The sequence below is a fragment of the Flammeovirga sp. SJP92 genome (assembly GCF_001583495.1).
GTDB lineage: Bacteria > Bacteroidota > Bacteroidia > Cytophagales > Flammeovirgaceae > Flammeovirga.
Map to the genome: position 1 here is coordinate 72,323 of NZ_LQAQ01000014.1, position 20,236 is coordinate 92,558.

Annotated in this window: 20 protein-coding genes and 1 pseudogene; all 21 read left to right on the top strand. The window is 28.7% G+C overall.

Annotated features, from left to right (window positions below):
- Positions 1–673 precede the first annotated feature (673 nt).
- Positions 674–961 carry a hypothetical protein gene (locus tag AVL50_RS33795; protein ID WP_062614642.1) on the top strand — a complete coding sequence of 96 codons (288 nt, stop codon included), beginning with the start codon at positions 674–676 and terminating at the stop codon, positions 959–961.
- Positions 962–1,027: 66 nt separating this feature from the next.
- Positions 1,028–1,261: pseudogene (locus tag AVL50_RS33800) on the top strand (transposase).
- 319 nt (positions 1,262–1,580) lie between these two features.
- Positions 1,581–2,096 (top strand): hypothetical protein, encoded by a 516-nt coding sequence (locus AVL50_RS01155; protein WP_062614643.1) that lies wholly within the window; start codon positions 1,581–1,583, stop codon positions 2,094–2,096.
- Positions 2,097–2,109: 13 nt separating this feature from the next.
- Positions 2,110–3,504 carry a nucleotide sugar dehydrogenase gene (locus AVL50_RS01160; protein WP_062614644.1) on the top strand — a complete coding sequence of 465 codons (1,395 nt, stop codon included), beginning with the start codon at positions 2,110–2,112 and terminating at the stop codon, positions 3,502–3,504.
- A 23-nt stretch (positions 3,505–3,527) separates the two neighbouring features.
- Entirely contained in the window at positions 3,528–4,454 is a 927-nt protein-coding gene (locus AVL50_RS01165; RefSeq protein WP_062614645.1) for a sulfotransferase, read from the top strand.
- A 6-nt stretch (positions 4,455–4,460) separates the two neighbouring features.
- The gene (locus AVL50_RS01170; protein ID WP_062614646.1) at positions 4,461–5,153 is read left to right on the top strand and encodes a sulfotransferase family 2 domain-containing protein; all 693 of its coding nucleotides are present in this window, start codon (positions 4,461–4,463) and stop codon (positions 5,151–5,153) included.
- Entirely contained in the window at positions 5,153–6,604 is a 1,452-nt protein-coding gene (locus AVL50_RS01175) for an oligosaccharide flippase family protein (RefSeq protein WP_062614647.1), read from the top strand. Before AVL50_RS01170 ends, AVL50_RS01175 begins: the two co-directional genes overlap by 1 nt.
- The gene (locus AVL50_RS01180; RefSeq protein WP_062614648.1) at positions 6,601–7,728 is read left to right on the top strand and encodes a glycosyltransferase family 4 protein; all 1,128 of its coding nucleotides are present in this window, start codon (positions 6,601–6,603) and stop codon (positions 7,726–7,728) included. The genes AVL50_RS01175 and AVL50_RS01180 overlap by 4 nt, the downstream gene beginning before the upstream one ends.
- Positions 7,712–8,614, top strand: a complete 903-nt coding sequence (locus AVL50_RS01185; RefSeq protein WP_062614649.1) for a hypothetical protein — start codon at positions 7,712–7,714, stop codon at positions 8,612–8,614. Before AVL50_RS01180 ends, AVL50_RS01185 begins: the two co-directional genes overlap by 17 nt.
- Positions 8,607–9,821 carry a hypothetical protein gene (locus AVL50_RS01190; RefSeq protein ID WP_157491088.1) on the top strand — a complete coding sequence of 405 codons (1,215 nt, stop codon included), beginning with the start codon at positions 8,607–8,609 and terminating at the stop codon, positions 9,819–9,821. The genes AVL50_RS01185 and AVL50_RS01190 overlap by 8 nt, the downstream gene beginning before the upstream one ends.
- Positions 9,822–9,824: 3 nt before the next feature.
- Positions 9,825–10,466: a CatB-related O-acetyltransferase gene (locus AVL50_RS01195; protein WP_062614651.1), complete on the top strand. Its 642-nt coding sequence runs from the start codon at positions 9,825–9,827 to the stop codon at positions 10,464–10,466.
- Positions 10,459–11,037, top strand: a complete 579-nt coding sequence (locus AVL50_RS01200; protein ID WP_062614652.1) for an acyltransferase — start codon at positions 10,459–10,461, stop codon at positions 11,035–11,037. Before AVL50_RS01195 ends, AVL50_RS01200 begins: the two co-directional genes overlap by 8 nt.
- 11 nt (positions 11,038–11,048) lie before the next feature.
- Complete coding sequence (locus AVL50_RS01205; protein ID WP_062614653.1) at positions 11,049–12,197, top strand: glycosyltransferase; 1,149 nt, start codon at positions 11,049–11,051, stop codon at positions 12,195–12,197.
- Positions 12,184–13,266 carry a glycosyltransferase gene (locus tag AVL50_RS01210; RefSeq protein ID WP_062614654.1) on the top strand — a complete coding sequence of 361 codons (1,083 nt, stop codon included), beginning with the start codon at positions 12,184–12,186 and terminating at the stop codon, positions 13,264–13,266. Before AVL50_RS01205 ends, AVL50_RS01210 begins: the two co-directional genes overlap by 14 nt.
- Complete coding sequence (locus AVL50_RS01215) at positions 13,256–13,819, top strand: transferase (protein ID WP_062614655.1); 564 nt, start codon at positions 13,256–13,258, stop codon at positions 13,817–13,819. The genes AVL50_RS01210 and AVL50_RS01215 overlap by 11 nt, the downstream gene beginning before the upstream one ends.
- Positions 13,809–14,705: a glycosyltransferase family 2 protein gene (locus AVL50_RS01220; RefSeq protein WP_062614656.1), complete on the top strand. Its 897-nt coding sequence runs from the start codon at positions 13,809–13,811 to the stop codon at positions 14,703–14,705. The genes AVL50_RS01215 and AVL50_RS01220 overlap by 11 nt, the downstream gene beginning before the upstream one ends.
- Complete coding sequence (locus AVL50_RS01225) at positions 14,702–15,637, top strand: UDP-glucuronic acid decarboxylase family protein (RefSeq protein ID WP_062614657.1); 936 nt, start codon at positions 14,702–14,704, stop codon at positions 15,635–15,637. Before AVL50_RS01220 ends, AVL50_RS01225 begins: the two co-directional genes overlap by 4 nt.
- A 1-nt stretch (position 15,638) precedes the next feature.
- Positions 15,639–16,400, top strand: coding sequence for a glycosyltransferase family 2 protein (locus AVL50_RS01230; RefSeq protein ID WP_062614703.1), 762 nt, complete (start codon positions 15,639–15,641; stop codon positions 16,398–16,400).
- A 326-nt stretch (positions 16,401–16,726) separates the two neighbouring features.
- Complete coding sequence (locus AVL50_RS01235; protein ID WP_062614658.1) at positions 16,727–18,097, top strand: undecaprenyl-phosphate glucose phosphotransferase; 1,371 nt, start codon at positions 16,727–16,729, stop codon at positions 18,095–18,097.
- A gap of 6 nt (positions 18,098–18,103) precedes the next feature.
- A complete protein-coding gene (gene gmd / locus AVL50_RS01240; protein WP_062614659.1) occupies positions 18,104–19,216 on the top strand; it encodes a GDP-mannose 4,6-dehydratase in 1,113 nt (370 codons plus the stop codon).
- A gap of 74 nt (positions 19,217–19,290) precedes the next feature.
- Positions 19,291–20,235, top strand: coding sequence for a GDP-L-fucose synthase (locus AVL50_RS01245; protein ID WP_062614660.1), 945 nt, complete (start codon positions 19,291–19,293; stop codon positions 20,233–20,235).
- The last annotated feature ends 1 nt before the right edge of the window (position 20,236 follow it).

The window sequence follows — 20,236 nt, forward strand, 5'->3', positions numbered from 1 at the left end:
TGGCAAGCTGACTTTTTTGTGCTGATTCAGTTTTTAAGCTAATTCTATATAAAATCACCCACTAAAACAGATAGAATACTTCTGTTTTAGTGGGTGATAGAATCCATTTACCAAGATTCCCTATTTAGGGAGTCTTACCTAAAATAAAGGTTAACTACCTAATAACTTGTTCTCCATATAGTAAACCCCGAAAAATGCCTGATTTTGGAGTATCTACCTTTAGGATTACACAAAAAAGTATACCTTTCTTAACTTATAGCGTTATGAAAAGATACGAAACATCATTTAAAAGAAATGGTTGTTGAATTATTGAATTCAGGTCAATCATTAAGTAATGTGTCCAAAGATTATTGAGTAAATAAGGTTACACTTCGTAATTGGTAAAAGAAATTTAATAGTTCTGAAGGTTTATCAGGATAAGAAAATCCTTACAGCAGAACAAGAAGAAATTAAGAAACTCAGAAAAGCATTGCGAGAAGCAGAAATGGAGCGTAATATCTTAAAAAAGGCAGTAAGAATTTTAGAACAGCTTCAAAGGAAAAGACATTATATTATAAAGCAGAAATTACACGTATTTTTGAGAATAACCTTAGTATTTATGGAAGTTACAGAATACAAAAAGAACTTCTAAAAAATGGAATAAATCTATCTAGGATCTATTGTGGAACGTCTTATGCAAGAATTAGGTCTTGGAAGTATACTAAAGAAAAAGCTTGTTATCACCACTGATTCTAAGCATAATCAACCAATAGCAAATAATCTTTTAGATAGGAAATTTCTCGAAAATAGGCTTGGTAAGAAATGGGCTTATCTGACCACCATGATTGACCTGGCAGATCGTAAGATTATTGGTTGGTCACTGAGTGAAGATATGATAACAGAAAATACGGTTTTAAAAGCATGGGTAAACGCGAGAAATAATAGAGGCATTGAAGATGGGTTCTTGCTACATTCAGATTGAGGAGTTCAATATAGCAGTACACTATTTACTTCTATTTTATCAGAGAACCCAACTTCAAAACAAAGTATGAATCGAAAAGGAAATTGTTGGGATAATGCTGTAGCTGAAAGTTTCTTTAAAAGTATCAAATACGAATATCTTTATAGATTTAATTTTCAATCAATGGAACACTTAAATTGAGACGTGATCAAGTATATTTATTGGTACAATAATGAAAGACTTCATTCAGCTTTAGGATATAAAACACCTACTGAAAAAGAAAATGGATTAAAATTTATGAATTTAGTGAGGGCAGCTTAAAATTTGTATCCTTTTTGGTTGCTATTCCAACCGTGATATACTCTATTAATTAGATTAAAAACTATTATATCAGTTCTTGAATAACATTATTAACATCCACAAATCAACATTTTAAAGTACAAAAAACACTTAATATTTTCACGCTGATTATCAACATGTTAATGTAATCATCAAAAAAAATAACTAAAGATAATTTGTGTAAAATTTTTACTCATCTTTAATTTACAATCATTAATACCTTTAAACGGTCATAAAAAGTAATATGTGACCGACGTGGCGAAGCCATATTTAATCTAAATTAACATTCTTAATAATACCAATGCTAGATGCATTAATCACTTCAAAAACTAGATTAAAATTACTTCTTAAATTTTTTCTAAACCCTAGTAACACCGCTTACTTAAGAGGACTTGCTATAGAATTTTCTGAATCAACCAATTCCATACGTATTGAACTGAACCGTTTAGAGAAAGCAAAAATGCTTGAAGCCTCCTTTGAAGGAAATAAAAAAATTTTCAGAGTAAATAAATCGCATCCTCTTTTTAATGATTTACAAGCTATCGTACATAAATATGTTGGTTTAGATATAATTATTGAAAGGATTTTAAAAAAACTTGGTAACATCAAAGAAGTTTACTTAGTAGGTCATTTAGCTGAAGGGTTAAATAGTAATAAAATTGAGCTCTTAATTAAAGGTAATTTTGATCATATATACCTCAAAAGTTTAATACAAAAAGTAGAATCCACAGTTGGTAAAAAAGTCGTATATAAAGAAATAAATGATTTATCAAAATCAGATATTCCTCTTAATGCGTTGAAAATTTTTAGTCTCTAAATAAATATAAGTTATGAATAAAATTAAAAACATTTGCTGTATTGGCGCAGGTTATGTGGGAGGTCCTACAATGGCTGTTATTGCCCTAAAAAACCCACACATTAAAGTAAACATTGTTGATATCAATGAAAAAAGAATTGAAGATTGGAATGATGAAAATCTAGATAAGTTACCAATTTATGAACCTGGTTTAGCTGAAGTTATTGCACAAACAAGGAATGAAAATCTATTCTTCTCTACGGATGTCGAGCAAGGAATAAAAGATGCTGATATGATCTTTATTTCTGTAAATACTCCTACAAAAACTTATGGTAAAGGGAAAGGTCAGGCAGCTGACTTGAAGTATATAGAATTATGTGCACGTCAGATAGCTAAAGTTGCAACAAATGATAAAATTGTTGTTGAAAAGTCGACTTTACCTGTAAGAACTGCGGAAGCATTGAAAAGTATTTTATCAAATACGGGAACAGGTGTCAATTATGAGATATTATCTAACCCTGAATTTTTAGCTGAAGGTACGGCTATTGAAGATTTATTTAACCCCGATCGTGTTTTAATTGGAGGTGATAATACCAAATCTGGCCAAGAAGCAAAAGACATTTTATCTTCTATCTATGAATCTTGGGTTCCAAAAGATAAAGTACTACAAACAAATGTATGGTCATCTGAATTATCCAAACTAACTGCTAATGCTTTTTTAGCTCAAAGAATTTCATCTATCAATGCTATGTCAGCATTGTGTGAAAAAACTGAAGCTGATGTAGATGAAATAGCAAAAGCTATTGGTATGGATTCTCGTATTGGACCAAAATTCTTAAAATCATCTGTTGGATTTGGTGGATCTTGTTTTCAAAAAGATGTATTAAACTTAGTTTACATTGCTAAGTCTTATGGTTTAGATGAAGTTGCTGAATATTGGAATCAAGTAATACAATTAAATGACTATCAGAAACGAAGATTTGCTGATCATATCATTAAAACATCTTACAATACCGTTTCTGATAAACAAATAACATTTTTTGGTTGGGCATTTAAGAAAGATACTAATGACACTCGTGAATCCGCTGCGATTTATGTCGCAGATCATCTACTAGATGAAAATGCTAATATTACAATATATGATCCAAAAGTTTCTGCAGAAAAAGTTTATACAGACCTTGAATATCTAAATACTCACACTCCTGAAAAAATTCGTTCTAAAGTTAAAATAATTAATGATCCTTACGAAGCTGTCAAAAATACATATGGCATTGCAATTCTAACTGAGTGGGATGAATTTATTAGCTATGATTGGAACAAAATATTTGATTTAACTTTAAAGCCAGCTAATATTTTTGATGGTAGAAATATATTAGATAGTGAAAAGTTAAGTAGTATTGGCTTTAAAGTAAGTCAAATTGGTAAATAATTTGATCAGTTTAATTAAAAATTATGATTGAGAATCATTTCATCGTTGGTATGTCTAGAGCAGGAACTACATGGATATCTAATGCTTTAGATAAACATAGTAAAGTTTCTGTATTTGGAGAATCTTGTTTTTTTGGTCGCCATTACATTGAAAACAAAAAGTTATATTCAAAAGACGATTTAGTAACGTTAGCTCCAAAATTTATAAATGGTTCTTTAGAAAGTACAAAAATATTTAGAGATAACAACATTGATTATCAGGTCTTTTTTAAAGATGTATTTGATACATTAATAGAACGAAATGAAGATATTAGACCATCAGATATTTTTGATTACATCTCAAAACAAATATCTGAAATTTCTAAAAAATCAATCATCATTGAAAAGACACCTCATCACCTTAATTATATAGAAAGAATAAAAGAGTCGTACCCTCAAGCAAAATTCATCATAATGAAACGTAATGCTGTCGATTTTTTACTTTCATATAAACACCAAAGTGATAGAAAAGTTGGTATATCAAAAAAGGAATTAAAAGCTATTTATCACCCCTTAGGTGCACTTCTCATATATAGAAAATATCTATCTTCAATTCTAAAAAATCAGTTTGATAGGAATACCATTATTTTTGAACTTAATAATAACGATGAAAACATACTTAAAGAAGTTCAGGAATTTTTAGATATCGAACAGGAAGATATTAACATAAAAAAAGTCAACTCTAGCTTTAATAGTGAAATAAAAAAGGAGCTTTTAATTGAGGAAATGTTTTGGTTAAACTTGTTTGGGTTTGTTAAATACGATATAAATTATTTTTCAATAAATAATTTATTAAAAATTATCATGAGTATGATCAAGATTCCTAAATGGGGATTCAACTCTATAGTAATTATGAAAAAAAATTCATCTACAAATATCGTTAAATATTTTCTCAATATACTAAAGGGATAGAAAACAATGCCAGTTGCTCAAAATAACAAAGTTCTATTTATACATATTCCTAAAAATGCAGGTAAATCCATTGAAGTGGCTTTAGGAATTACTACTTCCCAAGAAGCTATTAAATATACATGGAGGAAGACTTTAAACCGTATAGCTGTTTTTCTCCTAAGGCTTACAAAAGACAAAAAAAGTCATGATCGAATTTGGGGAATTATTGATTATACTTTCACTGCTCAACATCTTACTCTACAAGAGATATTAAATTCTCAATTAATAAACCCATATGAGAAAGATAATTTTATTACAATTGCAGTTGTTAGAAATCCTTATGATAGAGCAGTCTCTAGTTATAATCACTTCTGTTCTCAAAATACAGAGCAAATATCCTTTCTTGATTTTTTAAATACTTTTTTTGTTTACCAGAAAAATGATCGTCATAATGTAATTGCACATAAAAGAACTCAAAGTGAGTTCCTTAGAGATACATATGGAAATATTAAAATTAAATATTTATTAAGATTCGAAAACCTTAACGAAGACTTTAAATCATTTGCTGATGACTTAAATTTAAATCAAAAAAGCCTTGATAAAATTGGAGCAAAAAAACGGAATCATAATAATTACAGAAAATATTATTGTGATGAAAGTAAGAAAATTATCGAGGAATATTTCAAAGATGATTTAGAGAACTTCTCATATACATTCTAATGTCAAAAGTTTTTTCTAATATAAAATCAGGTGTAGTTTGGTCATTTTTACAAATTTTCGCATCTAAGTTTTCTACAATTATTGGTCAGCTCTTACTAGCCTACATTCTTAATCCTGAGGATTTTGGTAAAGTAAGTATAGCAACTTCTATCATTTATATCATATCCCTTTTCCAAAATATTGGAATTTCAGATATTTTAATTAGTAGAGGAAAGTATTTTAGTATATACACACAAAGTGCAAGATCAATTTCCCTTGTTACAGGATTTATATGTCTCACTGTAACTTTAATATGTGGCAAGGTAAGTGAGTTTATTTATCATGATCAGGATGTAAGTAACTTCATATACCTTTCTTGCATCTCAATATTTTTCAATACGTTAAGTAATATACCTGAATCTGAGCTTAAAAAACAATTAAAATTTAAAAAATTATCAATTTTAAAATCAATTGAAAATTTATCTACACAGATATTTATTGTTCTTTTTGCCTATATAGGTTTTAAATCTTATTCATTTATTTACTCCTCAATAATAATCTCAATTTTTCATTTTTTTTATATACATAAAATTGCAAAGTATAGTTATTTTTTTGAGATAAAATTTAAGTATTGGAAATCATTGATACATAATAGTATTTGGGGATTAATATTTAATATTACTCAAACATTAATAAGACAAGTAGATTACTTGATACTTGGTGTGTTTAGTACTCAAAAAGCTGTAGGACTTTATTTTATGGCATATACTCTTAGCACACAAACTATTAGTTTAGTGATTAATATTATTAACCCTATTCTATTTCCTATTTTTAAAAGTTCAAGTCAGCTAACAACCAAAGAAAGGAACAATAATATTATAGAATTATCAGAAGTCTTTTCATTTATTGGTTTTACATTTTCGATTTCTCAAGTATATATATTACCTCCAATAATTGATTTATTTCTAGAAGAGAAATGGTTTAATAGTATTGAAATTACTCAGATTCTATTATGGGGTATGGGATTTAAAATAGCATCTACTTTATGGACATTAATTTACAAAGTCAACTCTGATTTTATAAAGCTAGGAAAAGTATCATTAATTTCATCAATTATTTTCACACTAATTATTACATTTTCTTCATATAAATTTGGAAATATTGGAACTGCATATGGTGTAAGTTTTTATAATGTAATATCATCTTATGTTTTTTTATATGTAGCTTTCTCTAATAACAATATAACTTCTAAGAAGATTTTATTCTCTATAACAAGAGACTTTTTACAGTGTAGCTTCTTTTTTATTGTTGTGAACTACGTGATAAGATATTTTAATTTTGATAATAAATATGTTATTATTTTGCTAAATATTACTACAACATTAGTTGTCTTATTTTCATTTACATTAACATACAAGAAAAATATAATTGTTACTAAAATTAAAAATAGAATTAAAAATAAAATTAAATGAAATATACAGTTATTGTCAACGGAAGATTTCAAGCTTTTGATTATGCCTCTGAGCTTCATAAACAAGGTAAACTTGATAAACTAATTTCTTCCATGCCCTATTATATTGCTAAAAAGTATAATATTCCAAGTGATAAATATGAAGGTTTTCCAATTTTTGAATATCTAAAATATTCTTCCCGAAAAGTCTTAAAGAAAAACCTTCCAACCATGCTATATGCTAAAGCTTTCACAAAGTGGGCTAAAACAAAAATACCAAAAAACACTAATGTAATTTTTTCTTCTGCAGGTTATAGCTATGAAATATTCACTGATAAGCAATTTCAAAATGTTATTAAGGTATTAGACAGGCCTTCTACCCATACTTTATCCAATATAGAGCTTAAAAAAGAAGCTTATAGATATCATAATAGTACATTTACTCCTCATAAAGAAAGTTTCGTCAAAAGAGAATTAGAAGAATACAAAAATGCTAATAAGATTATGATTCCTTCCTCTTTTGTAGAAAGGACTTTTTTAGATAATGGTATTAAGCAAGATAAAATTATTAAAATACCTTACCCAATTGGAAATAATAAGTTTAAAAATTTGACTAAAACGGACTCGAAAAGAGAAAAAAGTGTTCTTTTTGTAGGTCAACTTTCCCCAAGGAAAGGGATTCAAGTTCTTCTAGATGCTTTTAAAATCATTGATAAAAAAAACAATGAAATTTTTTTAAACGTTGTTGGTCATAGAGTAAAAGATTATAATGTTAATTTTGACAATTATGAAAATGTTAAATATTTAGGACCTCAAAAAGGGCAAGCACTCTACGATATTTTTAACACCTCATCTCTATTTTGTCTACCCGCATATGAAGAAGGCATGGCATTTGTCTTAAGTGAAGCTAATTATTGTGGTTTACCAATTATAGCTACAAAGAATTCTTCTATTGAAGACTTCAAGGTAAATAATAGTAAATCAATTATTGAGATCCCAACTGGAGACCCTGAAGTATTAGCTGAAAATATAATGTCTTTTTTCGAAGAAGGCCTTAAACAACATTCCTTTGTAAGTAGATCACATGAATCAGTAAGGAATTACCTAGAGTATACAAATAAGATAATAAATGAAATTGAAAAATAATAAACGTCACCTTGTTAATATTGATCAGGTAGGTTTAAAAAGTGCTGACTCAGCTTATGGTGGATACCTAAATGCTTATTCTTTTGAAGAAAAAATATTTGATGAATGGATTAATGATTTTAAAAATCTCCTATTATCTAAAATAAATACAGAATATTTTCCAATATACAGAATGGCAGATGGTGAATTTAGATTTTTAATGGGTCGAAAACTAAATTTACATAAAAAACCTTTAATTAAAGAGCTTCTAGCTATTACTGCTGAAAAACTTTATATTAGAAATCCCAATAAATGGAAAACCTCCTGGGGTGAAGAATATTCACCCGATGTAGTTTCCAATCTCAGGAAAAAACTAATAGAAGATATAAGATATATTTCCAAAAAAGGCATATTAGCATGTTATTATAATGAAAATGGTTTAAATGCATTTACAGAATATAATAAATATTTGGAACCTTTTTTTTTAAAAAATAACATTCCTTTTAATAATGATAACTATTATCCATTTCATTTCGTTTGCTCAGTTTTAATTAAAAACAATTATCAAGATTTCTATAGAAACAAAAACATTCTAATAGCTACTGGTAGTGACGACGACTCTGAAGAAAAAATCAAATCAAATATTTTACAATTAGGGGCAAAAAGTGTTTCTTTCATAAGAATTTCTAAGACGAAATCGATGCAAGAAAAAATTGATTTATCTGAGATAAAGATAAATATAGATATTTGCTTTGTTGCTGCGGGAATAGGATCAGCAAGTATATTAAAACAATTAGAACCCCTAAGAACTTTAACAATAGATATTGGAGGCTTTATAAATTGCTTTATAGATAAAACGTCTAGTCAACATGGGGGTATATTTAGTCATCCAGAAAAAAATGAGTAGATTAAAATCAAAAAATATTCATGCATCTTTAATGATTTTATTTACCAGTTTACCTGTAATTTACACAATTATTTTCCCTGGTAAAATTGTTGTTATCAACTCATTATCTGTAGTACTAAGCCTAATAATAACATTTCATTTTATTTTAAGATCTAGTAATTTTTTCAGATTTGATTTTTATACAATAACAGCTTTTATTTTTTATAATGCATTTACTTTAGTTAGAGGTTTTTTTATTGCTAATGATTTTACTGATTATAAAATACTAATTGGGGGTTTAGGGATTAATCTCATACTATATAATTTTATATTTTTTGGAATGTATTCTAATTACCCTGTCATTTTTATAAGAAATTATTACGATTTGCTTAAAAAAATGATAATACCGTTTATTTGTATTTTGTTTATTTTTAGTGGTTCTGGTGAAAAAATGGTAATTCTTTTAAAGCCTCATTACCTTTTAATTTTAATAAGTATATATTTATCTAAAAAATCAAAATACTTTATATATTTTATATCACTTTTTTCTATAATCATTGATTTACAAAATCGTTATAATATAATATGTATAGTGCTATTATATTTGATTGTTTTTCTGATAAGAAATTTTAATATAGAAAAAATCACAAACTTATTTAGAAAACAAAGAAAATTAACTTTGTCATTAATGTATTTGATGGTCTTTATGAGTATTATTGGATTATTTAATCCATTCCAAAGTATACAAGATCTGGTTTCTGATGAAAGAGAAGGAAACATTCTTGTTGATTCTAGGTCAAAAATATATGAAGATGTCTGGAATGAACTTAATGAAAAACAAAGCTTCCTTATTGGATTAGGGCTGTATGGTAAAACTTCAACATTTTTAACAGATAGTGTAAATAATACAGCCCTTGCAGAGATATATAAAAAAGGAAGAAACGGCACAGAAAGTTCGATGCTGAATTTTCTGCAATATGGAGGGCTTATTGGTTGTATAATTTATATTCTCCTTTTTTCAAAAGCTTCATATATTGCAATTACCCATTCAAATAATATTTTTTTTAAAGCATTAGGGTTATGGGTCATGCTTAGAGGGGTCTTATCATTTATAGAAGATAGACATTTCTTCAACATTAATACTTTGGTAATTTTCTTAACGATAGGCTTATGTTTCAATCATAAATTTCGAAATCTTTCAGATGACGAATTCAAATCATTATTATAAAAGATGAAAAAAACATTAAAACTTATCCTTCTAAAAATTAGAAATCCTCAATCAGCAATTTCAATAAATTCAAATGTTTCTCTAAATACTAAAATAGGTAAACGTGTCAAAATTCTTAAGGGGAGTAATATTGGAGATTGCAGTATAAGTAATTATACTTATGTTGGTAAAAATTGTTCCTTTGAAAGAACAATAATTGGGTCTTTTTGCTCTATAGGACCTGAAGTTATTTGTGGCATGGGCAGTCATCCTGATAACTATGTTTCAACTTACCCTGGTTTTTACTCGAATAATGCCTCTGGAAGTTTCTTCTTTGGGAATTCAATTAATGAAGTCGTTGAGTTTAAGAAAACTATTATTGGAAATGATGTATGGATTGGTGCTAGAGCAATCATACTTGGAGGTGTAAAAATTGGTAATGGAGCAATAATTGGAGCAGGTGCAATTGTTACTAAAGATGTCCCTCCTTACGGTGTTGTGGTAGGTGTACCTGCGAAAGTAAAAAAATATCGTTTTGATAAAAATACTATTGATTTACTAAACGAATCTAAATGGTGGGATAAAGATGAAGAAACGATAAAAAAAAGTGCCAAATACATTAATAATATTAACTCTTTTTTAGAAAAAATAAACAAACATGATTAAACAAAACATAAAAAAAATACTTTATTTCCCACACTTTACTATTGATTGTATCTTTTGTTTATTCAAATTAAAGTATTGGAAATCATCTTGGAGACTATATGGTTTACCAATAATTCAAAAACATAAACATGCTCAGGTAATAATTGGAAGTTCTTTAATTTTGAGAAGCAAACCGAGCTCTAACTCTATTGGAACCTTTCAAAAGGTAATAATAAATGCTTTATCACCTAAATCTATTATCAGAATTGGTAATAATGTTGGAATTTCAGGTAGTACTATATCTGGAAAAAACATCACAATAGGTGATAATGTATTAATTGGCAGTGGTTGCTTAATTACTGACACTGATGCACACCCTATTCATCCAAGTTTAAGAAATGATAAAACTAAGATAAAATCAGCTCCCATTGTTATTGAAAATGATGTATTTATAGGAACTAGATCTATTATCTTAAAAGGTGTAAAGATTGGTTATGGAAGCGTAATTGGTGCTGGTAGCGTCGTTACTTCTGATGTAAAACCTATGACTATAGTTGGAGGAAACCCAGCTGTTGAAATCAAAGCAATTTAGATAAAATTAAAGTGGAAAATAAAAACACAATCTTTTGGTGTGGGTCTATTCTTACATTTGAAGGTTTAAATAAATTTAAAGGTGAAGCTCCATCAGCTACAATTTGGACTAGAGAAATTTTAACTGGTTTTTCAAAGAATAGCATAAATGTTAAAATATTTGCACCTATTTGGGATGCTATGTTTCCAAAAGGTTATTTATTTCCAGGTTCTACACAATACTTGGACCCCAATTTTAATCAACAGAATATAAAATATCTTAATATTCCGTATATAAGAAAATATTCATTAGCTAGAAATCTTTTTAATTCAATTCAGAAAGAAATCGAAGAAAATGGAGAACCCAAGGCTATTATAAATTATAATACATACCCTCACTATATAATTGCCTTAAAAAAAATAAAGGAAAAATATCCTAATATCAAATGGATAAATTATATTCTTGACCTAGATGACCCCGACAAAGATAATTGGCTATCCTATTCCAATGATGTTAAAGGTTCTGATGGTTGTATATTTTTATCATGGTGGGGATTTAAAAATACGCCTACTAAAAATAAATTATATGTTGAAGCAGGGTGGAATGGTAAATTACCAGAATCATCTATAACAGATAAATTTATCTTTATATATGCAGGAAAACTGTCAGCTTATGGAGGTATTAATGATTTAATTGAAATAATTAAAATCTATAAAAATAAAGATGTTCAATTTCATTTTTATGGGAAAGGCAAAAACTTAGCATTAGAAGACTTAGCACAAAACGATAAACGTGTTCATATAAAAGGTTTTGTTTCTGACGAAGAATTAAAAAAAGCATGTGAATCTGCTAATGGATTTTTGTCTCCAAGAGATGTAAACTGTCAGGAAAACAAAATGATTTTTCCATCAAAAATTTTATATTATTTAAAATTTCGAAAGCCAATTATTTCACAAGATCTACCAGGACTACCACCTGAATACCATAATGTTTTATTTATTCCTAAATCGTCATCATATGACGATTGGATAAATGAAATCAAAAGAGTTAAAGAACTCTCTAAAGATGAGACTAAAATTAATTTTGAAAAATCAACTGCATTACTTGAAATTAAAAAATGGTCTAATCAAACTTTAAAAATTATGTCGTTTATTAATGAACTGAACAATGAAAATTCTTAATGTTATTGCGTCTTTAGACAAAAGTGCAGGTGGGCCTTCAAGAAGTGTCCCTACAACATGTAATGGAATATCTCATCTTGGAACTCACATCACTTTATTATCAAATAAGTCTGATAATCCTGTTAAAATAAGTAAAAACAAGAATTTTGAAGTTATTTTTCTAGGGTATACTCAATTGATCATTTTTTGTCTTTTCAAATTGAAAAATAATAAATTTGATTTGATACATTTACAACATATTTGGCACCCTTATACTGCAATTGTTACATTCTTTTCAAAATTATACAATATTCCGTATTTGATCACGCCTAGAGGGATGCTTGAACCATGGATCATGAACAAAAATCCTATTAAAAAAAAAATAGCTTTATTTTTATATCAAAAAAATGATTTAAAAAGAGCAAATTGTATACATGCTACTTGCGAATTAGAAAAAAATAATATCCAAAAGGTAATTTCTCATGATAGTATAAAAATTGTTCCAAATGGACTCGATTTGTCAAAGGTTCCATCGGAAAAACAGTCATACAATAATAAAAAAGTCGTTTTTTTGTCTAGAATACATCAAAAAAAGGGAATAGAACTTTTAATTGAAGCATGGAAAAAAATAGACACTGACTGGAAACTAGAGATAGCGGGGGACGGTGAGGCGAATTACATAAAATCAATAACTGAAAAAATAAATAATTCAAATTCTAATATAGAATATGTTGGAGCAGTCTATGGTACTGAAAAATGGGATTTTATCAAATCCTCAGATATATTTATTTTACCTACATATAGTGAGAACTTTGGAATTGTAGTTGCGGAAGCTTTATCTGTAGGAGTACCTGTAATAACGACAAAAGGCACACCATGGAACGACTTAAATGTAAATAAATGTGGTTGGTGGATTGATCTATCTATTGATAATTTAGCAGATACACTTCAACAAGCTATTAATACCTCCCCTGACGAACTAAGAGAAATGGGAAAAAATGGTATTAAATTAATAACAAGTAATTATGACATTAAACAAATTTCTAAAAGGATAAATACATTATATTTTCAAATACAAAATGAAAACTGAAATCTCAATAAAAAACTACAAACACTCTTTTAGTTTAGGTAATAAAATCTCAAGGCTTGTTTGGTCAATAGTTTATCTTTGTCTTTTCAGACCATTTTCAAGTCGATTATTTAAATATTGGAGGGTATTTATTCTAAAAATATTTAAGGCTGATATACAATGGTCTTCTCACGTCTACTCTTCAGTTAAAATATGGGCTCCTTGGAACTTAAAACTAGGTAAATATTCGACTCTAGGCCCATTTGTTGATTGTTATAATCAAGGTAAAATTGAAATCGGTGATAATACTGTAATTTCTCAAAAGTCATACATGTGTGCCTCATCACATGATATTTCTGACCCCTTAAATAACCTAATCTTAAAACCTATAAAAATAAAAGATCAAGTTTGGATTGCAGCTAATTCATTCATCGGACCAGGAATAACCATAGGAACCGGTGCGGTTGTAGGTGCAACGTCTTCAGTCTTTTCAAATATTGAAGAATGGTCAGTTGTTAGAGGTAACCCAGCTCAATTTGTAAAAAAAAGAATACTTCGAGGAAATGAAAAATGATATTTCTGTTATAATCCTAACATACAATGAAGAAATGCATATAAAAAGGTGTATCAATTCATTGAAAAATATAGTGAAAAACATTTTTATTATTGATTCTTACAGTAGTGATAATACTATCAAGATTGCCAAAGAGCTAGGAGCAATAGTATTTCAAAATCCATGGAAAAATTATGCGACTCAATTCAATTGGGCACTTGAGAATTGTCCTATAGATACTAAATGGGTATGGCGGGTAGATGCTGATGAATTTATAGATCATGAGCTTGCTGATAATGTCAATAATCAAATTACTACTATAAAAGAAAATATAAGTGGCATTTATGTTAAAAGAAAAATTGTTTTCATGGGCAAGCCATTAATGCATGGTTCATGGTATCCCCGTTGGTATCTAAAAATTTTTCGGTACGGTATTGGTGAATGTGAAAATCGATGGATGGATGAACATATAGTTTTATCCTCCGGTAATACAATCAAACTAGAAGGAAATCAAATTGACGACAATTTAAACAATTTAACTTGGTGGACCGACAAACATAATAAATATGCTAATAGGGAAGTCATAGATATATTATTTAAAGAATATAGTTTAAATGAGAAAGATAATGTAAAACCTTCTTTATTTGGCAACGATGAAGAAAGGTTAAGATGGCTAAAAAAATATTATAATAAGACTCCTATTTTAGTAAGGCCATTATTAAACTTCTTCTACAGATATTTCATTAAGTTTGGATTTCTTGACGGTACTCAAGGTTTAATCTGGCACTTACTTCAAAGCTTTTGGTATAGGACTTTAGTCGATGCGAAAGTTTATGAGTTGAAAAAAAGATTTAATAATAACGAAAAAGAAATAATTGATTTTTTAAAAACTGAATATAAATTATGAAAAGAATATTAGTAACTGGTGGAGCTGGCTTTGTAGGTTCACATTTATGTGAAAGGTTATTAAAAGAAGGCAATGAAGTAATTTGTTTAGATAATTATTTTACAGGAAATAAAGAGAATATTTATCCGTTAATGGATTATAAAACTTTCGAAGTTGTAAGACACGATGTCACAGAACCATACTATGCTGAAGTAGATGAAATATATAACTTAGCATGTCCTGCTTCTCCTGTCCATTACCAATATAACCCAATAAAAACGATTAAAACTTCTGTTTTGGGTGCAATTAACACTCTTGGATTAGCTAAGAGAGTAAATGCTAAAATCTTACAAGCTTCCACATCCGAAGTATATGGTGACCCAAGCATTCACCCTCAACCAGAAAGCTACTGGGGGAATGTTAATCCAATAGGTATACGATCTTGTTACGATGAGGGAAAAAGATGTGCTGAAACATTATTTATGGATTATCATAATCAAAATAATGTAAATATTAAGATCATTCGAATCTTCAATACTTATGGCCCTAAAATGAATCCTAATGATGGAAGAGTAGTCTCCAATTTTATTGTTCAAGCATTAAAAGGTGAAGACATTACCATTTTTGGAGATGGTTCTCAAACAAGAAGTTTTCAATATGTAGATGACTTAGTAGAGGGTATGGTTAGAATGATGGGAAGTAAAGATGACTTTCTTGGCCCTGTAAATATTGGTAACCCTAATGAATTTACGATGTTAGAATTAGCTGAAAATATTTTAAACTTAACTAATTCTAAATCTAAATTAATTCATCTACCTTTACCTCAAGATGACCCTAAACAAAGACAACCTAATATTGAACTTGCTTACAAAGAGCTTAATGGATGGCAACCGAGCACACAATTAAAAGATGGTTTATTAAAAACAATTGAGTATTTCGAAAATAAAATTTAAATTGAAAATTTCAATAATAACAATCGTATATAATAATGCTAGCTATATTTCTGATTGTATTAATTCTGTTATTTCACAAGATTACGATAATATCGAATATATTGTAATCGATGGAGGATCTAATGATGGGACTCAAGAAGTTATAAAAAAATATTCTGAAAACATTGATTTTTTTATCTCTGAAAAGGACAAAGGGTTATATAATGCTTTAAATAAAGGGTTAAAATTATGTACTGGGGATATCATCGGAATTTTACATTCTGATGATATCTTTTATTCAAAAAGTATAATAAGAGATATTGTAGGTATTTTTCAAACACAAAAAAATGATTTACTTTATGGAAACGGTATGTATGTCGAAAGAGATAATCCAACAAAAGTAAAAAGAATATATAAATCGAATAAGTTCTCATCAAGGTATTTAGCTTTTGGATGGATTCCACTCCATACAACCATTTTTGTCAAAAAAGAAATGATACATAATTTTGGTTTATATAATGAAAATTATAAAATTGCGAGCGATTATGATATTTCTCTCAGATGGTTCAAATCAAATTGTAATAAATATTATTTGAACAAATGGATTGTCAAAATGAGATTGGGTGGAAAAAGTACAACAATGCAACTTCAAAAAGAAAAATCTAGAGAAGATCTAGAAATCATTAATAAACATCAACTATTTGGTCGTATTACCTTGTATTGCAAGATTATTCAAAAAATTCCGCAATATATTTTACCTTACTTTTTTAAGTATGATAATTAAAAAATAAAATACTTAAAGTTTATATCATTTTAATGATTGCATGTACTAGTTTTCCCTTAAAGGATAATTCTTTATTATAGGCATGAAAACTAACATTCATAATAAGTAACTTTAGTTTATTTGAACGCAAAATTACATCATATTTTAAAATTTTTTATGAATTGGTGCTGTTTTTGATTTCCTTTTTTAGGAAATAGAATAGACTTTTAAAATATAGATTTCTCTTGGGTTAGAACAAGCTTGCTGTAGCTATAAAAAGACTCATAAACTCTATCTTTACTCAAGCCCAGGTATTTGTTAGTTACTTTTAAATTACTTCTTACTAAATGAAAAAGAGAATAGATTACCTAGATCAAATAATACTTTTAATTGAATTAGTTCTTTTAAATATAGTATTTAATGTCCTTTTCTTCCTAAGATTTAACGAAACTATTTTTAATCAAAACATTTCATTACATTATACCTTTTTATATTCTTTTGTTAATGTTTCATGGATCCTGATTGCTATTATTTCTAAGTCTTACAAGCTAACTAGAACAATTAGTAACTTTAAAATAGCAGTAAACACTTTCTATGCTCTATTTTTACAGGTTTCATTTATTACAATTTTCATATTTTTCTTAAAACTTGGTATTTTATCACGGGAATTTTTGGCTCAATTATTAATAACCTTCTCTACACTCACACTAATACTAAAACTGTTTATAGCACAGCTTTTAAAAATATATAGAAGAAATGGACGTAGCTTTAAGCAGGTTATAGTTTATGGAAATAAAAATAGTGGCTTAAAATTATCTAGTAAGTTAGTTCAGAACCCACAATACGGCCTCCATTTTATTGACTTTTTTGATTCTAATGAAGATAGTGACATAAACCACATGTTAAACTTTGTAAAAACCAACAATGTTAATGAGATATATTGTGGATTACCTTCAGTGAATCATCAAAAGCTCGAAAAGTTAATACATTGGGGAGAGACTAATTTTGTTCAAATAAAACTATTTACTGAATGTAACACAATTGGCAAAACAAGTCTTAATTTTAGTGAAATCGATGGTCAACCTATCATTAATTTAACTAATCATCCTTTAAACGATTTTGGAAACCAATTTTTGAAAAGATGTTTTGATTTAGCGTTTTCATTAGGTGTCATCATATTCGTTTTATCTTGGTTAGTACCTTTTATTGGAATATTAATAAAGCTAGAATCTAGAGGGCCAATATTCTTTAAACAGAAAAGAACGGGTTTAAATGGTTATAGTTTTGATTGCTATAAATTAAGGTCAATGAGGGTTAATAATGATTCGGATAAAGTACAAGCTTCGAAAACAGATAGTAGAATTACTAAAATTGGTAAATTTATAAGAAAAACCTCTATTGATGAATTACCTCAATTCTTTAATGTGTTAATGGGTAATATGTCTATCGTTGGACCAAGACCACACATGGAAGCACACACTGGGATGTATGCTAATATTATTCAGAAATTCATGAAAAGACATTCTGTTAAACCCGGTATCACAGGTCTTGCTCAGGTAAGTGGCTATAGAGGAGAAACAGAAAATGATAATTATGCAATGAGAGGTCGAGTACGTTTAGATCTTTTTTATATAAATAATTGGAATTTTCCATTAGATTTAAAAATTATTATAAGAACAGCAACATCTATGGTTTTAGGTGACAAAAAAGCATATTAATTTTTTATGAAAAAAGCGTTAATTACAGGTATTACAGGTCAAGATGGTGCTTACCTAACTGAACTATTACTTGAAAAAGGTTACGAAGTACACGGTATTAAACGCCGTTCTTCTTTATTCAATACAGATAGAATTGATCATTTATATCAAGATCCTCATGAGACTGATGTAAAACTTAAATTACATTATGGTGATCTAACTGATTCTATGAATCTTACTAGAATTATTCAAGAGGTTCAACCAGATGAGATTTACAACCTTGGAGCGATGTCTCATGTTCGTGTAAGTTTTGATACTCCAGAATATGTTGGAAATGTTGATGCGTTAGGTACACTTAGAATACTTGAAGCTGTTAGATTGTTAGGTTTAACTGAAAAAACAAGAATCTATCAAGCATCTACATCAGAATTATATGGTTTAGTGCAAGAGGTACCTCAAAAGGAAACTACTCCTTTCTATCCTCGTTCTCCATATGCAGTTGCTAAACTTTATGGCTATTGGATTACAGTAAACTACCGTGAAGCTTACAATATGTACGCTTGTAATGGTATTTTGTTCAACCATGAATCTCCTATTCGTGGAGAAACTTTTGTTACTCGTAAAATTACAAGAGCTGTTTCAAAAATTGCTTTAGGGCTTCAAGATACTCTTTACCTTGGCAACCTTAATTCAAAACGTGACTGGGGTCATGCAAAGGATTATGTAAAAGCAATGTGGTTAATTCTTCAACAAGATAAAGCTGAAGATTTTGTTATTGCCACAGGTGTTACTACAACAATCCGTGACTTTGTAAAAATGTCTTTTGCTGAAGTAGGAATTGAATTAGAATTCGAAGGTGAAGGTGTTGATGAAATCGCAAAAATTAAGTCTTGTAATAATCCTGAATATCAAGTAGAAGTTGGGCAAGTTGTACTAAAGGTTGATCCTCAATACTTCCGTCCTACTGAAGTAGATCTATTGATTGGTGACCCTACAAAATCTAAGGAAAAATTAGGTTGGGAATTAGAGTATGATCTAGACGGATTGGTGAAAGATATGATGCAATCTGACCTTAAATTATTCAAGAAGGAGAAATACCTTTTGGAAGGTGGTCATGACATTCTAAACCAATACGAATAATAAAAATATAAAGTTATTCTTCAAAAAGCCCGTAACCCTAGTTATGGGCTTTTGAGGTAAAATCAATTCTAACTATGGATAAGAATTCAAAAATATATGTAGCTGGTCATAGAGGAATGGTCGGTTCAGCAATTGTTAGAAAACTTGAAAAAGAAGGTTTTTCTAATATTATTACTAAAACTTCTTCTGAGTTAAACTTAACAGATCAAGTAGCTGTTAAAATATTTTTTGAAGAAGAAAAGCCTGAATATGTTTTTTTAGCAGCTGCTAAAGTTGGAGGTATTTTAGCAAATAATATTTATAGAGGTCAATTTCTATATGAAAACTTGATGATTCAAAATAACGTGATTCATCAAAGCTATGTACAAGGAGTTAAGAAATTAATGTTCTTAGGTTCATCTTGTATATATCCAAAATTAGCTCCACAACCTTTAAAAGAAGAATACCTTTTAACTGATACCTTAGAGCAAACAAATGAGCCTTATGCTATTGCTAAAATATCAGGTATTAAAATGTGTGAGGCTTATAGAGATCAATACGGGTGTAACTTCATTTCTGCTATGCCCACAAACTTATACGGCTACAATGATAATTACCATCCAAAGAACTCTCATGTTCTTCCAGCTTTATTAAGAAAATTCCATGAAGCTAAGGTAAATAATGAGCCAACTGTAGAAGTTTGGGGTACTGGTTCTCCTCTTAGGGAGTTTATGTTTGTAGATGACTTAGCAGAAGCTTGTTTCTACCTAATGCAAAACTATGATGAGAAACAGTTTGTGAATGTAGGAACAGGTGTTGATTTAAGTATTAAAGAGTTAGCAGAAACAATTAAAGAAGTTGTAGGTTTTGAAGGAGAATTGGTTTGGGACAGCACAAAACCTGATGGAACTCCACGAAAATTAATGGATGTTTCTCTACTTCATAATGCTGGATGGAAGCATAAAGTAGATTTAAAGGAAGGTATTGAATTAACTTATCAAGACTTCCAGAAAAATGTAGATGTATTAGCTGAGAGGTAAT

What these genes read in the sequence shown, in the direction of transcription:
- AVL50_RS01245 (WP_062614660.1), top strand. Translation starts at nt 19,291, where the DNA reads ATGGATAAGAATTCAAAAATATATGTAGCTGGTCATAGAGGAATGGTC.
- AVL50_RS01210 (WP_062614654.1), top strand. Translation starts at nt 12,184, where the DNA reads ATGAAAATTCTTAATGTTATTGCGTCTTTAGACAAAAGTGCAGGTGGG.
- AVL50_RS01200 (WP_062614652.1), top strand. Translation starts at nt 10,459, where the DNA reads ATGATTAAACAAAACATAAAAAAAATACTTTATTTCCCACACTTTACT.
- AVL50_RS01170 (WP_062614646.1), top strand. Translation starts at nt 4,461, where the DNA reads ATGCCAGTTGCTCAAAATAACAAAGTTCTATTTATACATATTCCTAAA.
- AVL50_RS01175 (WP_062614647.1), top strand. Translation starts at nt 5,153, where the DNA reads ATGTCAAAAGTTTTTTCTAATATAAAATCAGGTGTAGTTTGGTCATTT.
- AVL50_RS33795 (WP_062614642.1), top strand. Translation starts at nt 674, where the DNA reads ATGCAAGAATTAGGTCTTGGAAGTATACTAAAGAAAAAGCTTGTTATC.
- AVL50_RS01215 (WP_062614655.1), top strand. Translation starts at nt 13,256, where the DNA reads ATGAAAACTGAAATCTCAATAAAAAACTACAAACACTCTTTTAGTTTA.
- AVL50_RS01180 (WP_062614648.1), top strand. Translation starts at nt 6,601, where the DNA reads ATGAAATATACAGTTATTGTCAACGGAAGATTTCAAGCTTTTGATTAT.
- AVL50_RS01165 (WP_062614645.1), top strand. Translation starts at nt 3,528, where the DNA reads ATGATTGAGAATCATTTCATCGTTGGTATGTCTAGAGCAGGAACTACA.
- gmd (WP_062614659.1), top strand. Translation starts at nt 18,104, where the DNA reads ATGAAAAAAGCGTTAATTACAGGTATTACAGGTCAAGATGGTGCTTAC.
- AVL50_RS01160 (WP_062614644.1), top strand. Translation starts at nt 2,110, where the DNA reads ATGAATAAAATTAAAAACATTTGCTGTATTGGCGCAGGTTATGTGGGA.
- AVL50_RS01185 (WP_062614649.1), top strand. Translation starts at nt 7,712, where the DNA reads ATGAAATTGAAAAATAATAAACGTCACCTTGTTAATATTGATCAGGTA.
- AVL50_RS01235 (WP_062614658.1), top strand. Translation starts at nt 16,727, where the DNA reads ATGAAAAAGAGAATAGATTACCTAGATCAAATAATACTTTTAATTGAA.
- AVL50_RS01190 (WP_157491088.1), top strand. Translation starts at nt 8,607, where the DNA reads ATGAGTAGATTAAAATCAAAAAATATTCATGCATCTTTAATGATTTTA.
- AVL50_RS01225 (WP_062614657.1), top strand. Translation starts at nt 14,702, where the DNA reads ATGAAAAGAATATTAGTAACTGGTGGAGCTGGCTTTGTAGGTTCACAT.
- AVL50_RS01195 (WP_062614651.1), top strand. Translation starts at nt 9,825, where the DNA reads ATGAAAAAAACATTAAAACTTATCCTTCTAAAAATTAGAAATCCTCAA.
- AVL50_RS01155 (WP_062614643.1), top strand. Translation starts at nt 1,581, where the DNA reads ATGCTAGATGCATTAATCACTTCAAAAACTAGATTAAAATTACTTCTT.
- AVL50_RS01220 (WP_062614656.1), top strand. Translation starts at nt 13,809, where the DNA reads ATGAAAAATGATATTTCTGTTATAATCCTAACATACAATGAAGAAATG.